The sequence below is a fragment of the Terracoccus luteus genome (assembly GCF_003635045.1).
GTDB lineage: Bacteria > Actinomycetota > Actinomycetes > Actinomycetales > Dermatophilaceae > Terracoccus > Terracoccus luteus.
The window spans coordinates 2,897,667-2,916,936 of the sequence record NZ_RBXT01000001.1 but is presented as its reverse complement, the minus strand read 5'-3'; the positions used below and the strand labels follow the sequence as shown (position 1 = coordinate 2,916,936).

The window sequence follows — 19,270 nt, the reverse complement described above, 5'->3', positions numbered from 1 at the left end:
CAGCACCCCCGACCCGGCTGTCGGCACGACCGAGGCCGCCACCGCTCCGCCACCCGGGCCGCCGGCCCTGTCCCTCGTGCGCCGGGAGACCGACGCGCGGTCGGCGTCCTTATCAGCGACGGATGCCGGTGGGCCGGGTCACGTCGCCCCTGCCGCGCGGACCGTGCGCCGGGCGGCGCGGCTGGCGGCAGCGGCACGACTGGTGCGCGACCGCGCGGTCGAGGACCTCGACGCGGCGTTGGCGCGTGACCCCGCGGCCACGTCGCGCCTCGAGATCCTGCTGACCTCGCCTGGTCTGCACGCCATCTGGGCGCACCGGGCCACCCACGCGCTATGGAGCCGGCCCGGTGGTCGGCTCCCGGCGCGGGTCCTCGCCCAGGGGGTCCGCTTCGCCACCGGCGTCGAGATCCACCCGGGTGCCACGCTCGGTCGCCGCTTCTTCATCGACCACGGCATGGGCGTCGTCATCGGCGAGACCGCCGAGGTCGGCGACGACGTCATGCTCTACCACGGCGTCACCCTCGGAGGGCGGTCGCTCCACCCGGTCAAGCGGCATCCGACCGTCGGCAACCGCGTCACGATCGGCGCCGGCGCGCGGGTGCTCGGTCCGCTCGACATCGGCGACGACGTCCAGATCGGCGCCAACTCCGTCGTCGTCAAGGACGTCCCGTCCGGCGCGGTGGCCACCGGCATCCCGGCGACCGTGCGCTTCCCGAAGCGCGACGCCACCAACCAGTGGGTCGACCCGGCGATCTTCATCTGAGCGCGCGGGCGGCGGCGGGCCGTTAGCGTTCGGCCCATGGTCAGGGTGGTCGGCGGCACTCCGAGGTTCGCGCACGAGTCAGAACGGGTCGTGTGGGAACGGTTGTGCCGCACGGCCGCCGACGACACGGTGCTGTTGCCCAACCTGCGGCTGACGTCAGCCCTCAAGGACCATGAGCTCGACGTCGTCGTGCTCATGCCCGGGGTCGGCATCGTCGTCGTCGAGGTCAAGGGGGGCAGCGTGTCCGTCGACGCCGACGGTCGCTGGTGGACCGGAGGAGGCAGCCGTCGCAGCCCGATCCGCCCGGTCGAGCAGTGCAGGGACGGCAAGTACGTCCTGCGGGAGTTCGTCGAGGCCGACCCCCGGTGGCGAGGACTGCACAGCCGGGTGAGGTGGGGCCACGCGATCGTGCTGCCCTACACGGACGTCGCGTCCGACTTCGCGACGCCGGACTGTCCGCGCTGGATGGTGAGCGGGCGCTACGACCTCGACGACCTCGCCGGACGCCTGCACGACGTCTGCGCCCTGCAGGAGAACTCGCAACGGACGCCGCAGGCCGACGACGTCGAGCTGGTCCTCGAGATCCTCACCGGGCGGGCGCTACCCGCCTACGACCGGACGGGCGAGGCCGACGAGCGGGAGGTGGCCGCCGACCGGCTGACCCAGGAGCAGGCGTCGCTGCTGTCGGTCACCCGCCTGCTGCGTCGTGTCGAGATCAGGGGAGGGGCCGGCAGCGGCAAGACGATCCTCGCCCTGACGCAGGCCAAGGACCTCACGCGGGGGCAGGGGGAGCGCAAGGCCCAGCGGGTGGCGCTCGTCTGCTACTCCATCGGGCTGTCGCAGTACTTCACCCGTCAGCTCGAGGGTGTGCCCCGCCACCACCGGCCCGCCTTCGTCGGGTCGTTCGAGGATCTCGCCAACGCATGGGACATCGACACCGCGTCCCATGACCGGAACGACGCCGGGTTCTGGGAACGGGACCTCGCCGCGCGCATGACCGAGGCCGCGGCGGCCCTGCCGGACGGCAAGAAGTTCGACGCCGTCATCGTCGACGAGGCGCAGGACTTCGCCGACCACTGGTGGCACCCGCTCATGGCCGCCCTGCGCGACCCCGACGAGGGCGGGCTCTTCGTCTACAGCGACGAGAACCAGCGCATCTTCGCCCGGTTCGGCCAGCCCCCGGTGCCGCTCGTGCCGCTCGTGCTCGACCACAACCTGCGCAACACCCAGCAGATCGCCCGCGCCTTCGGCCCGCTCGCCCCGATGCGGATGCAGCTGCGCGGTGGGGCCGGCGCCGACGTGCGCTTCGTCCCCTGCGCGACCGAGGATGCCGTCGACACGTCCGACGACCTCGTCGACGAGCTGCTCGCGGCCGGATGGGAGCCCCAGCACGTCGCCTTGCTCACGATGGGGTCACGACACCCGGCCCAGGTGGAGCGGCAGCAGGCGGACGGTCACGTCGGCTACTGGCGCTCGTTCTGGGACGGCGACGACGTCTTCTACGGCCACGTCCTCGGGTGCAAGGGCCTCGAGCGGCGGGCGGTCGTGCTGTGCGTCAACACGCTCAAGCCCGAGCGCGCCCGCGAGATGCTCTACGTCGGGATGTCCCGCGCCACGGACGAGCTCGTCGTCGTGGGCGACCCCGAGCTCGTCCGGGAGATCGGGGGCCCGCAGGTGGCCAGCCGCCTCGGCATCACCTGACGGCCGTCGACCCGGTTGGATCAGTCGTCGTGGTCGACTCGGTCGACGGGGGCGTCCTCTGCCTCGACGTAGACGGAGCGACCCGACTCGAGACGCCAGATGGCGTGGTCGAGCAGGGTGCGTGAGACACCGAGCTCGTCGGCCATCGCGCCCACGAGGGCGGCGGCCTCGGTGGACGACACCGTGCGGCCGAGGGCACGACCGGTGTAGCGGACGACCATGCGGTCCGCCTTGACGCCCGGCACTCCGGCGAGCATGAGGAAGTAGCCCCAGGTGATGCCGCTGCGCTGCCCGGGCAGGCGCAGCCACCATCTCTTGACCTCTGACCGTTCTTGGTCGTCCGGGTCGGTGAGGGCAGCGCGGACGTCGTCCACCGTGCGCAGTCCGTGGGCGTCGAGAAGCGCTGCGGCCTCCAGTGCCACCGCGGCCTTGAGCGGAGCTGACTGGTTCGCCCAGGCGCGCCACCTGTACCCGGTGCGTTCGGCGAAGCCCTCGGCGCCGCCCCAGCGTTCGCCGACGGCCACGAGGTCTGACGGGCCGTCGGCCGACGCATCCGCACCCTCCGCGGACCGGAGCCCCCGGTAGCTGTCGAGCATGCGCACGACGGCGGTGTACCGGTTGCCGGTCGAGTAGATCGAGTCGAGGACGCACAGGGCCAGCGCCGGGTAGCCAGCCGGGATGTGCCACCTGCCAGGGTCCGTCCCGGCGTCCTGGGTGACAGCCTCTCGCAGTCGCTCGAGGTCGGTCCCGCCGCTGGGGGTCTCGTCGGTCACGGCCGCTCCTTCGTTGCGATGACGGGCACGACGGCGGCGGCCCGGACGGTCATGCTGGCACAGCCGGCGGCCGATCTCTCGTCGATGACGAGACGCGCGGCTGCGACGACCGACGCGCGCGCGGGCCTCGTTCGATCGGGACACTAGACTCAGCGGCGCACTGGAGGGCTCGCATAGTGGCCGAGTGCGGCGGTCTTGAAAACCGCTATGGGTTCATAGCCCATCGTGGGTTCGAATCCCACGCCCTCCGCGTCGTCGCCCCGAAGGGCTGAGTACGAGACGGCCCGGACCACGTCGTGGTCCGGGCCGTCGTCGTGGCGGATGCCGTCAGGCGGGCACGTGTTCGCGACTGCCGTCGGCGTGGGCCGCGTCGTGACCGGCGACGAGCCGGTTCGCCGTCACCGCGAGGGTCAGGCCGATGCCCACCCAGAGGGCGAGCTGCGTCAGCAGGCTGCCCTGGCGGAACTCGAAGAGCACCTGTCCCGGGAACCCGGCCGGCACCTCGTCGTACGAGGGCACGACGGCGACGGTGACGAGGCTGAGCACGGCGTAGAGCAGGACGCCGACGACGCCGGCGGTGAAGCCGTCGTGCGTCCGGTGCACCTGCCGCCCCACCACGAGGGCGAGGGCGGCGAAGACGACGGAGAGGCCGACCATGCCGAAGAACAGGCCGGTACGGCTGCCGATGGTCTCGCCGCTGCCCACCGCCGGAGGGTTGGGCGGGTAGGCGAGGAACGGCACGGCGTGCAGCACGACGAACGCGCCTCCGGCGAGCCACAGGGCGGTGGCCCGCACGGTCAGCCGGCCCAGGCGACCGACGGCGACGCCGAGGCCGACGCCGGCGAGGCCGCCGAGCGCCAGACCGAGCAGCAGGGTGCCGGTCAGCAGGCCCAGGGTCGACTGCAGCGAACGGGGCACCATCGTGCCCTCCTCGTCGCCGTGCTCACCCCCGTGAGCGGGAGCCGCGACGAGGGTTGCGTCGACGGACGGGGCCGCCGAAGGCGGGGGCAGCAGAGAAGCTGTCGCGAACTGCGCTGTGTCAGCGGCAGTTCCGGTGGTCACCGAGCCGACCACGCTGTCGTGCAAAGCAGCCCGGTGGGTGGACACGTCGGGAGAGTGGACCGGAGCGGTCGCGGCGGACCCCTCGAGGGAGATAGCGGACTCGACGGACGGCTCGCCGACGAGGTAGGCGACGCCGAAGGCGAGCACCCCCCCGACGAGACCCGCCAGCAGCCCGCGGACCAGGAAGTCGCGGATGGAGATCATCGGTATGTGGTTGTCAGTCGCCGAGTTCGCCTCAGTGGCAGGGGAACCCGAGCAGGTGACGCGCGTCGTGCACCCACTCGTGGACGGCGTTGCCGGCGAAGACCGACGTGGCGCCCTGCTCGGCGCCGACGAAGTAGCCGACGAGCCCGACGAGCACCACCGCGAGCAGCAGCCACGGGGCGGCCGAGCGCAGGGAGACGACGGGGAGCACCAGCGGGCGGGCCGGTGCGGACGCGGTGGCGTCCTGGACGTGGACGTGTGCCATGTTTCCTCCTGAAGGGTTCGTGCGACCCATGTGAATGCGGAGTTGGCGGGTGACCGGGTCTGACTCGGGAGCTCGTCCCTCACAGTGGCGCGACCGTGTCGGAATCCCACCGACTTCCAGGTCACTCGCGAACGTCCGTCAACGTAGCAGAGGGAGAACCGTGCGGCTCGTCGTCGTCGCGCACGCAGAGACCACTGGCACCCGCGCCGCGGTGTTCGGGGACGTCGGTGACCTCGTCGACGAGGTTGCAGCCCCCGCGCTACGGACGCCCGGCCGGTGGTGGTCAGCGCCCGAACCCGCCTGCGCCGCAACGGCGTCGGCGCTCGCGGACGACCCCACTGCGGTCGCCGTCCTCGACGGCCTCCGCGGCCCCGACCTGGGTGCCTGGGCGGGTCGCCCCCTCGACGAGGTCATCGCCACCGACCCCGCGGGCCTGGCGACCTGGCTCACCGACCCGGGGGCGGCGCCGCACGGCGGTGAGTCCCTGACCGCCCTTCTCGCACGCGTGGGCGACGTCCTCGACGGCACGACCTGGCCGGATGCCGGGGCGACCCTGAGCGTGACGCCCCTCGCCGCCCGGGCGCTGGCCGTCCACGCCCTCGCCGGCCCACCGGCATCCGTGCTGCACCTCGACGTCGCTCCCGGCGCCGCGCTGCGCCTCGCCCGCACGGGCGGCACCTGGCGCCTCAGCGCCCTCGTGCCGCCCGCGGCCCGGGCAGCCCGGGGCACGAGAAAGGGACCCCGCGTGAGCGGAGTCCCTGACTGATGAGGACGCTCTCGAGCGTGCCGACCGGGGTCAGCGCAGACCGAGCATCTCCTCGTTGGTGGTGCCGGCGCGGTACTGCCCGACGGCCGTGACGGCGGCGGGGCGGTTCATGACGGTGAGAAGGGCGACGATGTACGACATGAGCTGTTCAGTTTCCTTGGTGCCAACGGCCCGACGGGCCGAGGTGGTGGGTCGTCGTTGCGGGACGAACCGGACCGGGCGGCGGTCGACTCTGGCCTCCGGACGCCTCCTCGGAGGGGGGCGTCTGCTGCTCTCTCATCATAACAGTTCTATGACAGACGATGAGACGGTCTTGACCCTGCGACAGGGACGTGCATGATGCCCCTTTCGCCCGGGTCGACGGCGCCCGTCCCCCCGGCGCCGACCGCGCTCGTCCTGCGTGGTCGGCGTCTCGACGCCGCCCATCCCGGGGTCATGGCCATCGTCAACCGCACGCCCGACTCCTTCTACGGCGGCAACCGTCACGCGAACCTCGACGACGCCCGTCGGGCCGTGGACACGGCGCTCGAGCAGGGCGCCGACATCATCGACATCGGCGGCGTGCGGGCCGGGCAGGAGGGGGAGCGGGTCGACGCCGACGAAGAGATCCGTCGTGTCGTCCCCTTCCTCGAGTGGGCGCGCGGGGCGCACCCCGACGCCGTGCTCAGCCTCGACACGTGGCGCTGCGAGGTCGCGCTGGCCGCGGGGGCCGACTGCGTCGACCTCGTCAACGACACGTGGGCCGGCCACGACCCCGAGCTCGTCCACGTGGCGGCTCGGCTCGGCGCGGGCTACGTCGTCTCGCACACCGGTGGCCTGCCCCCTCGCACCGACCCGGTCGACGTCACGTACGGCGACGACCCGCTCGACGTCGTGCGCGACGTGCTGCGCACCCTCGCCGACGGTGCGGCGGCGGCCGAGGCGGCCGGCATCCCCCGCGAACGCGTGCTCGTCGACCCCACCCTCGACTTCGGCAAGACGACGGCGCACTCGCTGCAGGTGCTGCGCTGCACGGCCGACGTCGTGGCGCTGGGTCACCCCGTCCTCCAGGCGATCTCACGCAAGGACTTCGTCGGCGAGACCCTCGACCTGCTCGCGGACGACCGCCTCGAGGGCTCGCTCGGCGCCACCGCAGTGGCCGCCTGGCTCGGGGCCGCGGTGTTCCGCTCCCACGACGTGCGGGCCACCCGCCGGGTGCTCGACATGGTGGCCACCATCCGGGGCGACCGGCCTCCGCTGCGGGCGGAGCGGGGGACCGCAGCGGTGGCGGGCACGCCCTCGGCGGGCGTCGCGGGGACGTGAGACCCGGCCGCCGCGTCACGTCGTCCGGGCCGACCGGACGCATCGGTCGAGAGGCCAGGTGCGGCCGCTGGAAGGGGCGGAAAAACGGCCGCGTCTCCGACAGGACGACCCGTCGGTAGTCTGCTAGGTTCGTCGCGGTTGCAGTTGCAGTTCCTCGCAGTCACGCAGGTACCCGTCATCGACCACGGTGTCGGGTTTTTGTGAAAGACAAGGGTTTCGACCCTGCGAGCGGAGTAGAAGCGGCAGCTTGGGAGACGCGAGGTGCGTCGTCCCACACGCTAAAGAAGGAAGAGTCACCCGTATGGCACAGGGCACCGTCAAGTGGTTCAACGCTGAGAAGGGCTTCGGCTTCATCGCCCAGGACGGCGGCGGCCCCGACGTCTTCGTCCACTACTCGGCCATCGAGTCGAACGGTTACCGTTCGCTCGACGAGGCTCAGCGCGTGGAGTTCGAGGTCACCCAGGGTCCGAAGGGCCCGCAGGCTGACGCAGTTCGTCCGCTCTGAGCAGACATCGCAACGAGCGACACCCATAGTCGTTTGTGACGAGACCCCCGGCCATTGGCCGGGGGTCTCGTTCGTCTCGGGGCAGTCGTCGGCCCCTTCTCGACCCGACGCCAGCAGCGGCCGTAGTCGGAGATCGGCACCATGCCGTCGGGCAGCAGCGAGGGGTCGGGCCGCGGGGTCGAGATGGTGCCGGATGCCGTCGGGGCGGGCGTACCTGAGGACGTCGTGACCGTTCAGGTGCTGGCGGCACGCGCGGGGGCCGGCTTGGCGCGGTCAGCCCCGGCAGCGCCGGCGGTGGGCGTCAGCAGGCGTTGTAGGCCTCGGCCTTCTGTTCAGGCGTGAGCTCGGTCGTGGCCGAGCCCGACGGCGCCGTGGCCGACCCCGTCGGGGTGGACGACGAGCTGGACGACGAGCCACTCGAGGTGCTCGGGCTCGGCTTGGGGGCCGGCGGCGTGGTGATCGCCTTCTTCACCAGGGCACGGACGCGGTCGTAGTCGGGATTGCTCGAGTAGATCTTCTGCGTCGAGGTCAACGCGACGCTGGTGATCTTCGCCCGCTGTACTCGCTGCACAAGGTCGACGTACGCGGGAAGACTGTCCGAGGAGATGTCGGTGTAGATGTTGTCTTTCGCGATACGGGCGATGTCGGCGTACTTCGCCACCATGCTCGCGGGGTTGACCTGCTGCACGATCGCCTGCACGACGCAGCGCTGGCGGGCCTGGCGGTAGCTGTCGGAGTCGGCGGCTCGGGTGCGGGCGTACCACAGGGCGCGCGAGCCGTCGAGGTGCTGCAGGCCGGGCTCGAAGTAGCCGAGCACCGTACCTTCCATGCGGCCGGTGACCTCGTTGAGGTGGCCGCCGATGGGCAGCTTCGTGTCGTTGCCGCTGAGCTTGACGTTGACGTCGAGCCCGCCCATGGCGTCGATGAGCTGCTCGAAGCCCTTGAGGTCGATGACGACCGTGTGGTCGATCCGCAGGCCGAGGATCTCGGAGATGACGTCTCTGGTCTCATCTCGGCCCGGGACCGCCTCGCCCTTGAAGGCGCTGGGATGGTCTTGACGGTACTGGTCGGTCTCCGTCCAGATCGCGTTGAGGGTGCACCGGTCGCTGGCGTTCGTCTGGGCCCTGATGCAGACAGGCGAGCCGTAGATCCCGCTGGGGTAGAGGCCGCGCAACGGGCTGTCTGCCGGCAGCGGCGCGTTCTCGAGGTTTCGGGGCAAGGAGATGAGCGCTGTGCGGCCCGTCTTGGTGTCGATGCTGGCCACGACCATCGAGTCGGTGCGGGTGCCCTCACGTCCCACGCCGGCATCCGACCCGAGCAGCAGGACGTTGACGCGCGGGGTGTTCGCCCACGGGTCCTCGCCCTCGTCGGGGTTGAGGTCCGGCCCGCCGGTCGCGTCGTTCTTGCCGGTGAAGATGCCGGCGACGGTGTCCTTCGTGATGGTGGCGTACTCGGCCGCCTTGTACGAGAAGGTCGCGATGACGAGCACCATGACGGTCGTGAAGGCGGCCAGCCACCGGGTGTGGGAGCGGTCGAGCCGGCGGGGGCGGGCCCGCACGGCCGTGAGCACGATCGAGGCGCACCAGAGGACGCCGACGACGACGAACCCGACGACGAGCAGCTGCAGGTTGCTCGAGCGGCTGACGACCCCGAGAGCGGTGTCGGTCAGGCCCTTAGTCAGCACGAGATATGTGAGGACGACGATGCCGACGAGGGTGACGCCGAGCAGCACCCAGCCCAGCCGGCGGTTGCGCGTCTGCGTGAGGCCGGCGCCGGGCAGCACCGTGCCCAGGGCGGTCAGCCCGATGGCCCTGCGGAAGTCGGCGCGTCGTCGGTCGCGCTGCGACCCACGGCCGGGGGACCGCTCCTCGGTGGGGGCCTCGTGGTCGGTCATGTCGTCCTCTCGTCACCGGCCGTATCGGGTTGGGGCGCGGCACCGTCCCACATTGTGCACCGCTGAAGTTGTGAGGCGGCCCGGTGCGACGTGGGAGCAGCCTCACCGGCGGCTCGTGAGCGCTCTACCCTCCACTGGTCAGCCACCCGTCCAACTGACGACCACCCCCCGGAGAAGACGCGCGGGGGGCCGGTTTGGGTGACAGCCGACCCGCCCGGTAGCGTGTGCACCGCTCGGGACCGGTGTGTCCGCACCCCGGCCGGGCACGGAGGCGTCGCATAGTGGCCTAGTGCGCCCGCCTGCTAAGCGGGTTGAGGATAAAACCTCTCGCGGGTTCAAATCCCGCCGCCTCCGCCACCGAGAGCCCCGAGCATCCGCTCGGGGCTCTCGTCGTCGTGGCCCCCCGGCCCTACCGTTCGGGCCGACACACCGAGCAGTGTCGAGATCGGCGAGTTGCAACGCGCAGACCTCGCCATTGCTCGGTGTGTTCGCCCAGCGCCCAGCGGTCGGCCGTCGACCCCGGGAACGCGCGGGCCCGGCATCCCACGAACGGATGCCGGGCCCGCCACGGCGGTGCGTCGGTGACGCGCCGCTCACTGCCCTGCCTGCCCAGGCGGTGGTCAGTCGGCCGCGAGGCGGCCCTTGAGCGTGTCGAGCTCGTCGCGCAGCGCGGCCGGGAGCCGGTCGCCGAAGAGGTCGAACCACTCGTCGATGAGGGGCAGCTCGGCGCGCCACTCGTCGGCGTCGACGGCGAGGGCCTTCTCGACCGCCTCCGGGGTGATGTCGAGGCCGTCGACGTCGAGCGCGCCCGGGGCGGGCACGAGCCCGACGGGGGTCTCGACGGCATCCGCCTCGCCCTCGAGCCGGTCGACGACCCACTCGAGCACCCGGCTGTTCTCGCCGAAGCCCGGCCAGAGGAACGACCCGTCCTCGGGGTCGCGGCGGAACCAGTTGACCCCGAACACCCGGGGCAGCTTCGCCGGGTCGTGCTGCTCGCCGATGCGCAGCCAGTGGGCGAAGTAGTCGCCGGCGTCGTAGCCGAGGAAGGGCAGCATCGCCATCGGGTCACGACGCACGACTCCGACCGCGCCCGTCGCGGCGGCCGTCGTCTCGGAGGAGAGGGTGGCGCCGACGAAGGTGCCGTGCGCCCAGTCACGCGCCTCGTAGACGAGCGGCACGGTCGTCTTGCGACGACCGCCGAAGAGGATCGCGCTGATCGGCACGCCGTCGGGGTCGTCGTACTCGGGCGCGAGCACCGGGCACTGCGACGCGGGGGTGCAGAAGCGGCTGTTGGGGTGGGCGGCCTTCGTGCCGGCCTCGCCGTCGGCGGGCGTCCAGTCGTTGCCGAGCCAGTCGGTGAGGTGCGCCGGCGGCTCGTCGGTCATGCCCTCCCACCACACGTCGCCGTCGTCGGTGAGGGCGACGTTGGTGAAGACGCTGTTGCCGCGGGCGATCGTCTCCATCGCAGTCGGGTTCGTCGACTCGCCCGTGCCGGGGGCGACCCCGAAGAGGCCGAACTCGGGGTTGACGGCGTACAGGCGGCCGTCGGCGCCGAAGCGCATCCAGGCGATGTCGTCGCCGACCATCTCCGCGGTCCAGCCCGGCACCGTGGGACGGATCATGGCGAGGTTGGTCTTGCCGCAGGCCGAGGGGAAGGCGGCGGCGACGTAGTGCACCGCCCCCTTCGGCGAGGTGAGCTTGAGGATGAGCATGTGCTCGGCCAGCCAGCCCTCGTCACGCGCGATGGCCGAGGCGATGCGCAGCGAGTAGCACTTCTTGCCGAGCAGGGCGTTGCCGCCGTAGCCGGAGCCGTAGCTCCAGATGGTCCGCTCCTCCGGGAAGTGGACGATGTACTTCGTGTCGGAGCAGGGCCACTGCACGTCGGTCTCACCCTCGGCGAGCGGTGCCCCGACCGAGTGCAGCGCGGGCACGTAGGGCGCGTCCTGCTCCTCGATGGCGCGCAGCACGGCGTCGCCGCACCGGGCCATGACGAGCATGGACACGACGACGTAGGCGGAGTCGGTGATCTCCACGCCGAACATCGGCTCGCTCGCCTCGAGGTGGCCCATGACGAAGGGGATGACGAACATCGTGCGGCCGCGCATGCAGCCGCGGTACAGCTCGGTCATGGTCGCCTTCATCCGGTCGGGCGCCATCCAGTTGTTCGTGGGGCCGGCGTCCTTCTCCTCGACGGAGCAGATGTACGTGCGGTCCTCGACCCGGGCGACGTCGCTCGGGTCGGAGGCGCAGTAGAACGAGTTCGGCTTGCGCCGCTCGTCGAGGCGCACGAAGGTGCCGGCGGCGACCAGCTCGTCGGTCAGCTCGGCCCACTCCTCGGCGGTGCCGGTCACCCACCGGACGTCGCGCGGCTGCGTCAGCGCGGCGACCTCGCTCACCCACGCCTCCAGTCGGGAGTTGGTCGTGTGCGTGGTCGGTTTCGCCTGCGTCGTGGTCATCGGGCCCTTCCCTTCGCGGGGCGTCGTTGCCCCGTCGTGCCGGTGGGTGCCACCGTGCCGACCGGCGCTCCCTCGTCGGAGTCCAGCGCCTGTCCACATGGTGAACACATGACGTGATGGCTCAAGGTAGACCGCACCCCTGACGTCCACCGACCACTTAGGCCGGGCGTCCCGGTGACCCGGGCCACACCCCTGCGGGCGCCGCCGTGGACCCGACGAGAACCTGCCGGTTCCTTGCAGTTCTTGCAGTCAGGGTGACGGTCAGGGGCGACGCAGAGTCCAGAACGGGCCGGATGCCGGTCGGTGGCCGGCGGACTTTTCCCAGCGGGGCGGCGCGGGGCGGGTCCGGGCCGCGCGGAGCCGGAGAAGGACGTGCCCGGCATCCGATTTCATGGAACCGGGGTGCAGCCGCTACTGTTTCTCTTCGTTCGGCCGCCTCGCGCGGACGACCCGCACCCGTAGCTCAACGGATAGAGCATCTGACTACGGATCAGAAGGTTAGGGGTTCGAATCCCTTCGGGTGCACTCTGTGTTGAGACAGGAGCACCGACCCCGACGCCCATGGCGCTCGGGGTCGCTTGCTGTTCGGTCACGATCGTGCCGACATTCCGAGAACCCTTGACGGGGGAGGCCTCGACCCCGTTGTCTGACCCCGCCGGGTGCGCCTGAGGGGGCGTGCCGTCATCTGCCCACGGGCACGACATGGGGGTTTGGTTTGAGGAACTCAACACGAGGGCGTCGACGCGTGCTCAGGCGCGTCGCGGCCGTGGCCGTGGTGCCACTGGTCGCCGGGGGCGCCGTCTCCGTCACCGCGAACGCGGCGGCGGGGAGCGATGCGAAGCCCGCACCGCTGACGAAGGCGTCGGCCGCTGCGAGCTTCACCGATGGCAACTACGTGGTCGTCACGAAGGACCAGGGTGCCACCACGTTCAAGGGCACGCGGGCCGCTCCGGGCAAGGGCTTCGACGCGAAGCGCTCCGAGGTCAGCAGCTACCGCCAGACGCTGCGCGCGAAGCAGGGGTCGATCGCGAAGTCGGTCGGGGCGAAGGTCGAGCGCAGCTACTCGCTCGCCGTCAGCGGCTTCTCCGCCAGGCTGACCCGGGCGCAGGCGCAGAAGCTGGCCACGAACAAGGACGTCCTGCTCGTGCAGAAGGACGAGGCCATGCAGGTCGACACCTGGCAGACGCCGAAGTTCCTCGGTCTCGACGGCGGCAAGAAGTCGGTCTGGAGCCAGCTCGGCGGCCCGAACGAGGCCGGCGACGGCGTCGTCGTCGGTGTCATCGACACCGGCGCCTGGCCGGAGAACCCGTCGTTCGCGGGCGCCCCCATCACGAGCACCCCCCAGGGCAAGTGGGGCCTCAAGCGCGCCAACGGCCTCACCGTCATGAAGAAGGCCGACGGCGACGTCTTCACCGCTCCCTGCCAGACCGGTGAGGAGTGGACGGTCGACGACTGCAACAGCAAGCTCATCTCCGCCCGCTACTACCCCGACACCTACCTCGCGAACGTGCCCGAGGCCAACCGCCCCGACAGCGAGTACATCTCGCCCCGCGACGGTGGCGGCCACGGGTCGCACACCGCCTCCACGGCGGCCGGCAACAACGGCGTGCCCATGTCGGTCGAGGGCATCGACTTCGGCAAGGGCTCGGGCATGGCCCCGGGCGCGAAGATCGCCGTCTACAAGACGTGCTTCGACGACGGCGACCCCGACACCGGTGACTGCTACACCAGTGGCTCGGTCGCGGCCATCGAGGACAGCATCGAGGACGGCGTCGACGTCCTCAACTACTCGATCTCCGGGTCGCAGACGACCGTCATCGACGCCGTCGAGCTCGCGTTCGAGGGTGCGGCCGAGGCCGGCATCTTCGTCGCCGTCTCCGCCGGCAACAGCGGCCCGACCAGCTCGACCGTCGCGCACAACAGCCCCTGGCTGACGACGGTGGCGAGCACGACGCACTTCAACTTCGAGAACACCGTCGTGCTCGGCAACGGCCAGAAGTACAAGGGCGCGAGCATCGCCCGCGCCGCCCTGCCCAGCTCGCCGCTCGTGAACTCGACGGCTGCCGGCCTGCCCGGCGCCGACGCGACGGCGCTCAACCTCTGCGGCCCCGACGTCCTCGACCCCGCCAAGACCGCGGGCAAGATCGTCGTCTGCACGCGCGGCACCTACGACCGCGTCGCCAAGTCCGCCGAGGTCAAGCGGGCCGGTGGCGTGGGCATGGTCCTCGCCAACGCGACGCCCAACAGCCTCGACGCCGACTTCCACAGCGTGCCGACCGTGCACGTCGACGAGGTCGCCGGTGCGGCCATCAAGGCCTACGCGGCGACGGCCGGTGCGACGGCGAGCTTCCAGCTCGGCGACACCACCGGCGGCACGCCGACGCCGCTGCCGCAGGTGAGCTCGTTCTCGTCGCGCGGCCCGGCGCTCGCCAACGGCTCCGACCTGCTCAAGCCCGACATCTCGGCGCCCGGCTCGTCGGTGCTCGCCGCCGTCGCGCCGCCGAGCAACAGCGGTCGCGACTTCGACCTCTACTCGGGTACGTCGATGGCCGCCCCGCACATCGCCGGCCTCGCGGCGCTCTACCTCGGTGAGCACCCCAACTGGAGCCCGATGGCCGTCAAGTCGGCCATGATGACGACCTCGGTCGACGCCAAGACGAGCACCGGCGGCAAGGAGGGTGACAACTTCGCCCAGGGCGCCGGCTTCGTCCAGCCCAAGGCGTTCTTCGACCCGGGCCTCGTCGTCGACTCCGGTGCCGCGGACTTCCGTGGCTTCATCACCGGCCAGGGCCTCGACACGGGCGTCCCCGCCATCAGCGCCACCGACTTCAACGGACCCTCGGTCGCCTCCGGTGCCGTCACCGGCTCGCTGACGACGAAGCGCACCTTCACCGCGACGCAGAAGGGCACGTGGACCGTCAAGGCCGACATCCCCGGCTTCAAGGTGACGGCCAAGCCGGCCAAGGTGACCTTCACCAAGGTCGGTCAGGCCAAGACGGTCGAGATGACCTTCACCCGCACGTCGGCCCCAGTCGACCAGTGGGCGCAGGGCCACGTGTTCCTCACCGGCCCGAAGTTCGTGCGCCTGCCCGTGTCGCTGAAGCCGGTCGCCCTCGCGGCCCCGGCCGAGGTGACCGGTGACGTCGCGGCGGGCTCGGTCGGCTACACCGTCACCGGTGGTGAGGACGCCGCCGTCACCATGACGACGCAGGGCCTCAACGAGAGCCAGGCCAAGACGGGCACCATCACGACCGGCGACCAGGTGCAGGTGCCGGTCACCGTCGCGGCGGGCACGACGTTCTCGCGGTTCGACCTCGACACCGTCGACAACGTCGACCTCGACCTGTTCCTCTACCGCGTCGTGGGCGGCCAGGCGTCGCTCGTCGCGCAGTCGGCGACGAGCTCGGGCGACGAGCGCATCGACCTGCCGAACCTCGCGGCGGGCCAGTACATCGCGCTCGTCGACGGTTACGACACCGCCGGCGCGACGGTCGACTACCGCATGGACGCCTACAACGTGAACCCGGCGACCGCGGTCGGCTCGTTCACGGTCAGCCCCAACCCGGCGAACCTCGTGCAGGGAGCGTCGGCGACGGTCACCGCGTCGTGGACCGGTCTCGACGCGAGCAAGCGGTACCTGGGCTGGGTCGGCTACTCGATCTCGAACCAGAAGACCATCGTCACCGTGAAGTGAGGTCGTGGGGGCGGCCCGCGGTGGCCCCCATGACACCACCGGGCTCGCCCCGGTGACAGCCGGACGGCCCGGTCCCCTCGTGGGACCGGGCCGTCCGTGCGTCGGCCCCCCCCGGGTGACTCGGCAGGATGCCGTCGTGGCGGGCCTTGCACGACAGGCCTGCTCGGTATTGGGTGACGGGGGTGGAAGCGCGTGGCGTCAGGCCCGCCCTCCCGGACCGACGACGAGCAGGAGCACCATGACGAGCGACCTCGGCAGCGACAGCGGCAGCGGCAGCGGCAGTGCCACGGACACGGACACGGCCACGGGGTCGGTGACCGACGCGGTGACCGACGGAGGCGCCGGCGCCGGTGCGCTCGACCCCACGCTGTCGCACACCCGCGGCGAGACGACGCCGCCGCTGCTCGAGACGACGATCGGCGACGACTTCGACGCCACCGTCGCACGGTTCGGCGACCGGGAGGCGCTCGTCGACGTGGCCGCAGGTCGACGCTGGACCTACACCGAGCTGCAGAGCGACGTCGACCGGCTGGCGCGCGGCCTGCTGGCCATCGGGGTCGGGACCGGTGACCGGGTCGGCATCTGGGCTCCGAACTGCTCGGAGTGGGTGCTCGTGCAGTACGCGACCGCGAAGATCGGCGCGATCCTCGTCAACATCAACCCCAGCTACCGCTCGCACGAGCTGCGGTACGTGCTCCAGCAGGCCGGTGTCAGCACCCTCGTCACCGCCGAGTCGTTCAAGACCAGCGACTACCGCGGCATGGTGCAGGAGGTGCGGGCGGAGGTGCCCGACCTGACCCGGGTCGTCCACCTCGGCACCTCCGAGTGGGACGACGTGCTGGCGCGTGCGGACGAGGTCAGCGAGAGCGAGCTGGCCGGCATCCAGTCGGGTCTGTCGAACACGGACCCCATCAACATCCAGTACACCTCGGGGACCACGGGGTTCCCGAAGGGCGCGACGCTCAGCCACCGCAACATCCTGGGCAACGGCTTCTTCGTCGGTGAGCTGTGCCGGTACACGGAGGCCGACCGCGTCTGCATCCCCGTGCCCTTCTACCACTGCTTCGGCATGGTCATGGGCAACCTCGCGTGCACGACCCACGGCGCCTGCATCGTCATCCCCGCCCCCGGCTTCGACCCTGCAGCGACGCTGCGGGCCACCCAGGACGAGCGCTGCACGAGCCTCTACGGCGTGCCCACGATGTTCATCGCGGAGTGGAACCTGCCCGACTTCGACACGTACGACCTCAGCAGCGTGCGCACGGGCATCATGGCCGGCTCGCCGTGCCCCGCCGAGATGATGAAGAAGCTCATCGCGGCCGGGATCGAGGAGATGACCATCTGCTACGGCATGACGGAGACGTCGCCGGTGTCGCTGCAGAACCGCACCGACGACACCTTCGAGCAGAAGGTCGGCACCGTCGGACGGGTCGGTCCGCACCTCGAGGTCAAGGTGGTCGACCCCGTCACCGGTGACACGCTGCCGCGAGGGACGGCTGGCGAGCTGTGCACGAAGGGCTACTCCGTCATGCTCGGCTACTGGGAGCAGCCGGAGAAGACGGCCGAGGTGCTCGTCGACGGGTGGATGCACACCGGCGACATCGGCGTCATGCACGACGACGGCTACGTCGAGGTCACCGGCCGCATCAAGGACATGGTCATCCGCGGCGGCGAGAACATCTACCCGCGCGAGGTCGAGGAGTTCCTCTACACCCACCCCGACATCGTCGACGCCCAGGTCATCGGGGTGCCCGACGAGCGCTACGGCGAGGAGCTGTGCGTGTGGGTGCGCATGCGCGAGGGGTCGACGCCGCTCGACGCCGATGCAGTGCGGGCGTTCTGCAGCGGCAAGCTCGCCCACTACAAGATCCCCCGCTACGTCGAGGTCGTCGACGAGTTCCCGATGACGGTGACGGGCAAGGTGCGCAAGGTCGAGATGCGCGAGGTGACCGCCGCCCGGCTCGGTCTCGCCTGACCGTGCCGGGGTCGCCGCGACGGGCGCGGTCGCCCAGCGGCCGGATGCCGTCGGAGGCGTCGGCCGCGCGGTAGGTTGCCCGGTGAGTGGCGGCCCTCCAGCCGCCCGAGCTGAAGGGGAACCATGTCGGACTCCACCCGCACCATCGTCATCGTCGTCGTCCTGCTGCTCGTCGTCGCGGCGGTGTTCGCGCTCGTGGCCCGCTCGCGCCGTCGTCGCCTCGAGGAGGAGCGGCGTGACGCCGACCGCCGGGCGGCCGAGGCCGCCGCGGTGCGTAGCCAGGCCGCGGAACGGACTCAGGCGTCGACCGCCACGTCGCCCGCTGCTGCCGCCGCTGCTCCGGCCGCCGCGCCTGCGGCTCCTGCTCCTGCTTCCGCCGAGCCCGCTGCTCCGACCGCCCCGACAGGGCCCGAGGCGGGGTCCGCCTCCGAGCCGACGCCGTCGTCGGCCTCCGACGAGGCCGACGAGGCAGCCGAGGATGCCGCGGACGTCCCGTCCGCCCCGGCGACCAGCACCGCCAGCGCGACCGCCGAGCGAGGGACCGACCGGCCGTCGGCGGCGTCGGAGGACGACGCACCCGCCGACGCACCTACCGACGCGGACGTGTCGGACTCGCCTGACGTGTCGACGTCCTCGGCGACCGCCTCCGCGGCACCGTTCGCGGCCGCCCGCTCCCTCGACGACGACGAGCCCGACCTCGCCGACGCCGACGACCCCTTCGGTCGTCGGGGGGCCGATGACGACCGCGCGACCAGCGGGGACCGCGACGGGTACGAGGGCGGCATGACCGAAACGCCGCAGCGCGACGACGCGCCCACGTCAGCGTCCGAGGGCTCGCCCTCCTCCTCGTCGAGCACCGCCTCGACCACACCCTCCACCACCACGTCCGCCCCCGCCGCCGTGGCCTCCACGAGCGAGTCGAGCAGCGGACCCACCGCCGGCACCGGCGACGCCGACACCTCCGACGGCGACATGGCCCCCGCGCCGACCTCGGAGTCGAGCTCGGGACCGACCACCCGGCAGCGCGACACCGCCACCGACGACGACGCCCGTGACCAGGCCGTCACGGGGGACGCGGCCCCCGTCGACGACGCCACCGCACGCACGGCTGACCAGGGGTCCGACGAACCGACCGACGACGCCCACCCGGTCGTCGAGCCCGAGTCGCGTGACGGCGGCGACGCCGAGCCGGTCGGTGCCTCGTCCGCCACCGTCGAGGAGGGCGAGGTCCACGTGCCCGCCCTCGACGACACGAGCGACGTCCTGACCGACGGTGGCCCGTCGGCCGGCGACCCGGGCGACCACCGCGGTCAGCCGTGGTCGACGAGCCCGGGCCAGCCCCCGCTCGACCGCACCGACGAGGTCGAGGACACCGTGACCGAGCGCGGCGACGTCGACGTCGACCCGCGCACGACCGACGAGCCCGCCGGCACCGACGGCGAGCCGGAGCACGGCGGCGGCGGCGAGGTCACCGAGACGCCCGGCCCGGAGACCGTCGGCGCCGAGCAGGCCGGCGTGGCCGAGGGCGCCGACGCGACCGGCGTCGGCTCGGACCAGCAGGACTCGCACGACGACGTCCACCCCGGCGAGGGCCACGAGTCGGGGGCCGACGGCCGACGCGTCAGCGGCTTCGACGAGGTCACCGACGGCGGCTTCGGGCTCGGCTCGGCCGCGCCCATCTCCGACGGGGCGCAGCCGCTGGGCCACGCCGTCAAGGCCTGGCGCGACCGCATGACCTTCGTCGCCCCCGGCGACGAGGGCTACGACGGCCCCGAGCCCGACGTGTGGTTCTACACCGAGGACGCCGCCCGGCGGGCGGGTTTCACGCGAGCCGACTGACCGGCATCCCGGACGCCCGCGCACCCCGACCGCAAAAGGGGTGCGCGGGCGTTCGTGCGCCCCTCCTAGAC

At 71.8% G+C, this 19,270-nt stretch carries 13 protein-coding genes and 3 tRNA genes; 11 read left to right on the top strand and 5 right to left on the bottom strand.

Translation table 11 applies throughout. From position 1 onward, the window contains the following. Positions 1-181 precede the first annotated feature (181 nt). Positions 182-763 carry a serine O-acetyltransferase EpsC gene (gene epsC / locus DFJ68_RS13250; RefSeq protein ID WP_121035367.1) on the top strand — a complete coding sequence of 194 codons (582 nt, stop codon included), beginning with the start codon at positions 182-184 and terminating at the stop codon, positions 761-763. Positions 764-799: 36 nt separating this feature from the next. Further along, positions 800-2,464 (top strand): nuclease-related domain-containing DEAD/DEAH box helicase, encoded by a 1,665-nt coding sequence (locus DFJ68_RS13245; RefSeq protein WP_121033900.1) that lies wholly within the window; start codon positions 800-802, stop codon positions 2,462-2,464. Between the two features lie 20 nt (positions 2,465-2,484). Here DFJ68_RS13245 and DFJ68_RS13240 read toward each other — a convergent pair whose 3' ends face one another. Beyond that, entirely contained in the window at positions 2,485-3,237 is a 753-nt protein-coding gene (locus tag DFJ68_RS13240) for a heme peroxidase (protein ID WP_121033898.1), read from the bottom strand. 162 nt (positions 3,238-3,399) lie between these two features. Here DFJ68_RS13240 and DFJ68_RS13235 point away from each other — a divergent pair. After that, positions 3,400-3,487 (top strand) — tRNA-Ser (locus DFJ68_RS13235). Between the two features lie 77 nt (positions 3,488-3,564). Here DFJ68_RS13235 and DFJ68_RS13230 read toward each other — a convergent pair. Then, positions 3,565-4,503: a CbtA family protein gene (locus DFJ68_RS13230; protein WP_121033895.1), complete on the bottom strand. Its 939-nt coding sequence runs from the start codon at positions 4,501-4,503 to the stop codon at positions 3,565-3,567. 31 nt (positions 4,504-4,534) lie between these two features. Beyond that, complete coding sequence (locus DFJ68_RS13225) at positions 4,535-4,768, bottom strand: CbtB domain-containing protein (RefSeq protein ID WP_121033893.1); 234 nt, start codon at positions 4,766-4,768, stop codon at positions 4,535-4,537. Positions 4,769-4,928: 160 nt separating this feature from the next. On the opposite strand from DFJ68_RS13225, the gene DFJ68_RS13220 reads away from it, so the two are divergent. The 3 genes from DFJ68_RS13220 (at position 4,929) to DFJ68_RS13210 (ending at position 7,341) form a co-directional block, all read left to right on the top strand. Then, positions 4,929-5,534 (top strand): histidine phosphatase family protein, encoded by a 606-nt coding sequence (locus DFJ68_RS13220; RefSeq protein ID WP_121033891.1) that lies wholly within the window; start codon positions 4,929-4,931, stop codon positions 5,532-5,534. Between the two features lie 336 nt (positions 5,535-5,870). Continuing rightward, on the top strand, positions 5,871-6,836 hold the full coding sequence (folP, locus tag DFJ68_RS13215) for a dihydropteroate synthase (RefSeq protein ID WP_245963644.1): 966 nt from the start codon (positions 5,871-5,873) through the stop codon (positions 6,834-6,836). Positions 6,837-7,137: 301 nt separating this feature from the next. Further along, positions 7,138-7,341, top strand: a complete 204-nt coding sequence (locus tag DFJ68_RS13210; RefSeq protein WP_121033889.1) for a cold-shock protein — start codon at positions 7,138-7,140, stop codon at positions 7,339-7,341. Between the two features lie 301 nt (positions 7,342-7,642). Here the strand turns inward: DFJ68_RS13210 and DFJ68_RS13205 are convergent, their stop codons facing one another. After that, entirely contained in the window at positions 7,643-9,235 is a 1,593-nt protein-coding gene (locus tag DFJ68_RS13205) for an LCP family protein (protein ID WP_121033887.1), read from the bottom strand. A gap of 267 nt (positions 9,236-9,502) precedes the next feature. Between DFJ68_RS13205 and DFJ68_RS13200 the strand changes: the two genes are divergently transcribed. After that, positions 9,503-9,592: transfer RNA gene (locus tag DFJ68_RS13200), tRNA-Ser, on the top strand. 263 nt (positions 9,593-9,855) lie between these two features. Here the strand turns inward: DFJ68_RS13200 and DFJ68_RS13195 are convergent. Beyond that, positions 9,856-11,691, bottom strand: coding sequence for a phosphoenolpyruvate carboxykinase (GTP) (locus DFJ68_RS13195; RefSeq protein ID WP_121033885.1), 1,836 nt, complete (start codon positions 11,689-11,691; stop codon positions 9,856-9,858). Between the two features lie 452 nt (positions 11,692-12,143). On the opposite strand from DFJ68_RS13195, the gene DFJ68_RS13190 reads away from it, so the two are divergent. The 4 genes from DFJ68_RS13190 to DFJ68_RS13175 all read left to right on the top strand — a co-directional run bounded on the left by DFJ68_RS13190 (position 12,144) and on the right by DFJ68_RS13175 (position 19,199). Then, positions 12,144-12,216, top strand: a tRNA-Arg gene (locus tag DFJ68_RS13190). 220 nt (positions 12,217-12,436) lie between these two features. Continuing rightward, positions 12,437-15,385: a S8 family peptidase gene (locus DFJ68_RS13185; RefSeq protein ID WP_147431583.1), complete on the top strand. Its 2,949-nt coding sequence runs from the start codon at positions 12,437-12,439 to the stop codon at positions 15,383-15,385. Between the two features lie 238 nt (positions 15,386-15,623). After that, on the top strand, positions 15,624-17,360 hold the full coding sequence (locus DFJ68_RS13180) for an AMP-binding protein (RefSeq protein WP_121033880.1): 1,737 nt from the start codon (positions 15,624-15,626) through the stop codon (positions 17,358-17,360). A 123-nt stretch (positions 17,361-17,483) separates the two neighbouring features. Then, positions 17,484-19,199 carry a sunset domain-containing protein gene (locus tag DFJ68_RS13175; RefSeq protein ID WP_121033878.1) on the top strand — a complete coding sequence of 572 codons (1,716 nt, stop codon included), beginning with the start codon at positions 17,484-17,486 and terminating at the stop codon, positions 19,197-19,199. Positions 19,200-19,270: the final 71 nt, after the last annotated feature.

Excerpts from the sequence above, each read along its gene's own strand:
- DFJ68_RS13245 (WP_121033900.1), top strand. The coding sequence starts at position 800 with ATGGTCAGGGTGGTCGGCGGCACTCCGAGGTTCGCGCACGAGTCAGAA.
- DFJ68_RS13230 (WP_121033895.1), bottom strand. The coding sequence starts at position 4,503 with ATGATCTCCATCCGCGACTTCCTGGTCCGCGGGCTGCTGGCGGGTCTC.
- DFJ68_RS13225 (WP_121033893.1), bottom strand. The coding sequence starts at position 4,768 with ATGGCACACGTCCACGTCCAGGACGCCACCGCGTCCGCACCGGCCCGC.
- folP (WP_245963644.1), top strand. The coding sequence starts at position 5,871 with ATGATGCCCCTTTCGCCCGGGTCGACGGCGCCCGTCCCCCCGGCGCCG.
- DFJ68_RS13210 (WP_121033889.1), top strand. The coding sequence starts at position 7,138 with ATGGCACAGGGCACCGTCAAGTGGTTCAACGCTGAGAAGGGCTTCGGC.
- DFJ68_RS13205 (WP_121033887.1), bottom strand. The coding sequence starts at position 9,235 with ATGACCGACCACGAGGCCCCCACCGAGGAGCGGTCCCCCGGCCGTGGG.
- DFJ68_RS13195 (WP_121033885.1), bottom strand. The coding sequence starts at position 11,691 with ATGACCACGACGCAGGCGAAACCGACCACGCACACGACCAACTCCCGA.
- DFJ68_RS13180 (WP_121033880.1), top strand. The coding sequence starts at position 15,624 with ATGACGAGCGACCTCGGCAGCGACAGCGGCAGCGGCAGCGGCAGTGCC.
- DFJ68_RS13175 (WP_121033878.1), top strand. The coding sequence starts at position 17,484 with ATGTCGGACTCCACCCGCACCATCGTCATCGTCGTCGTCCTGCTGCTC.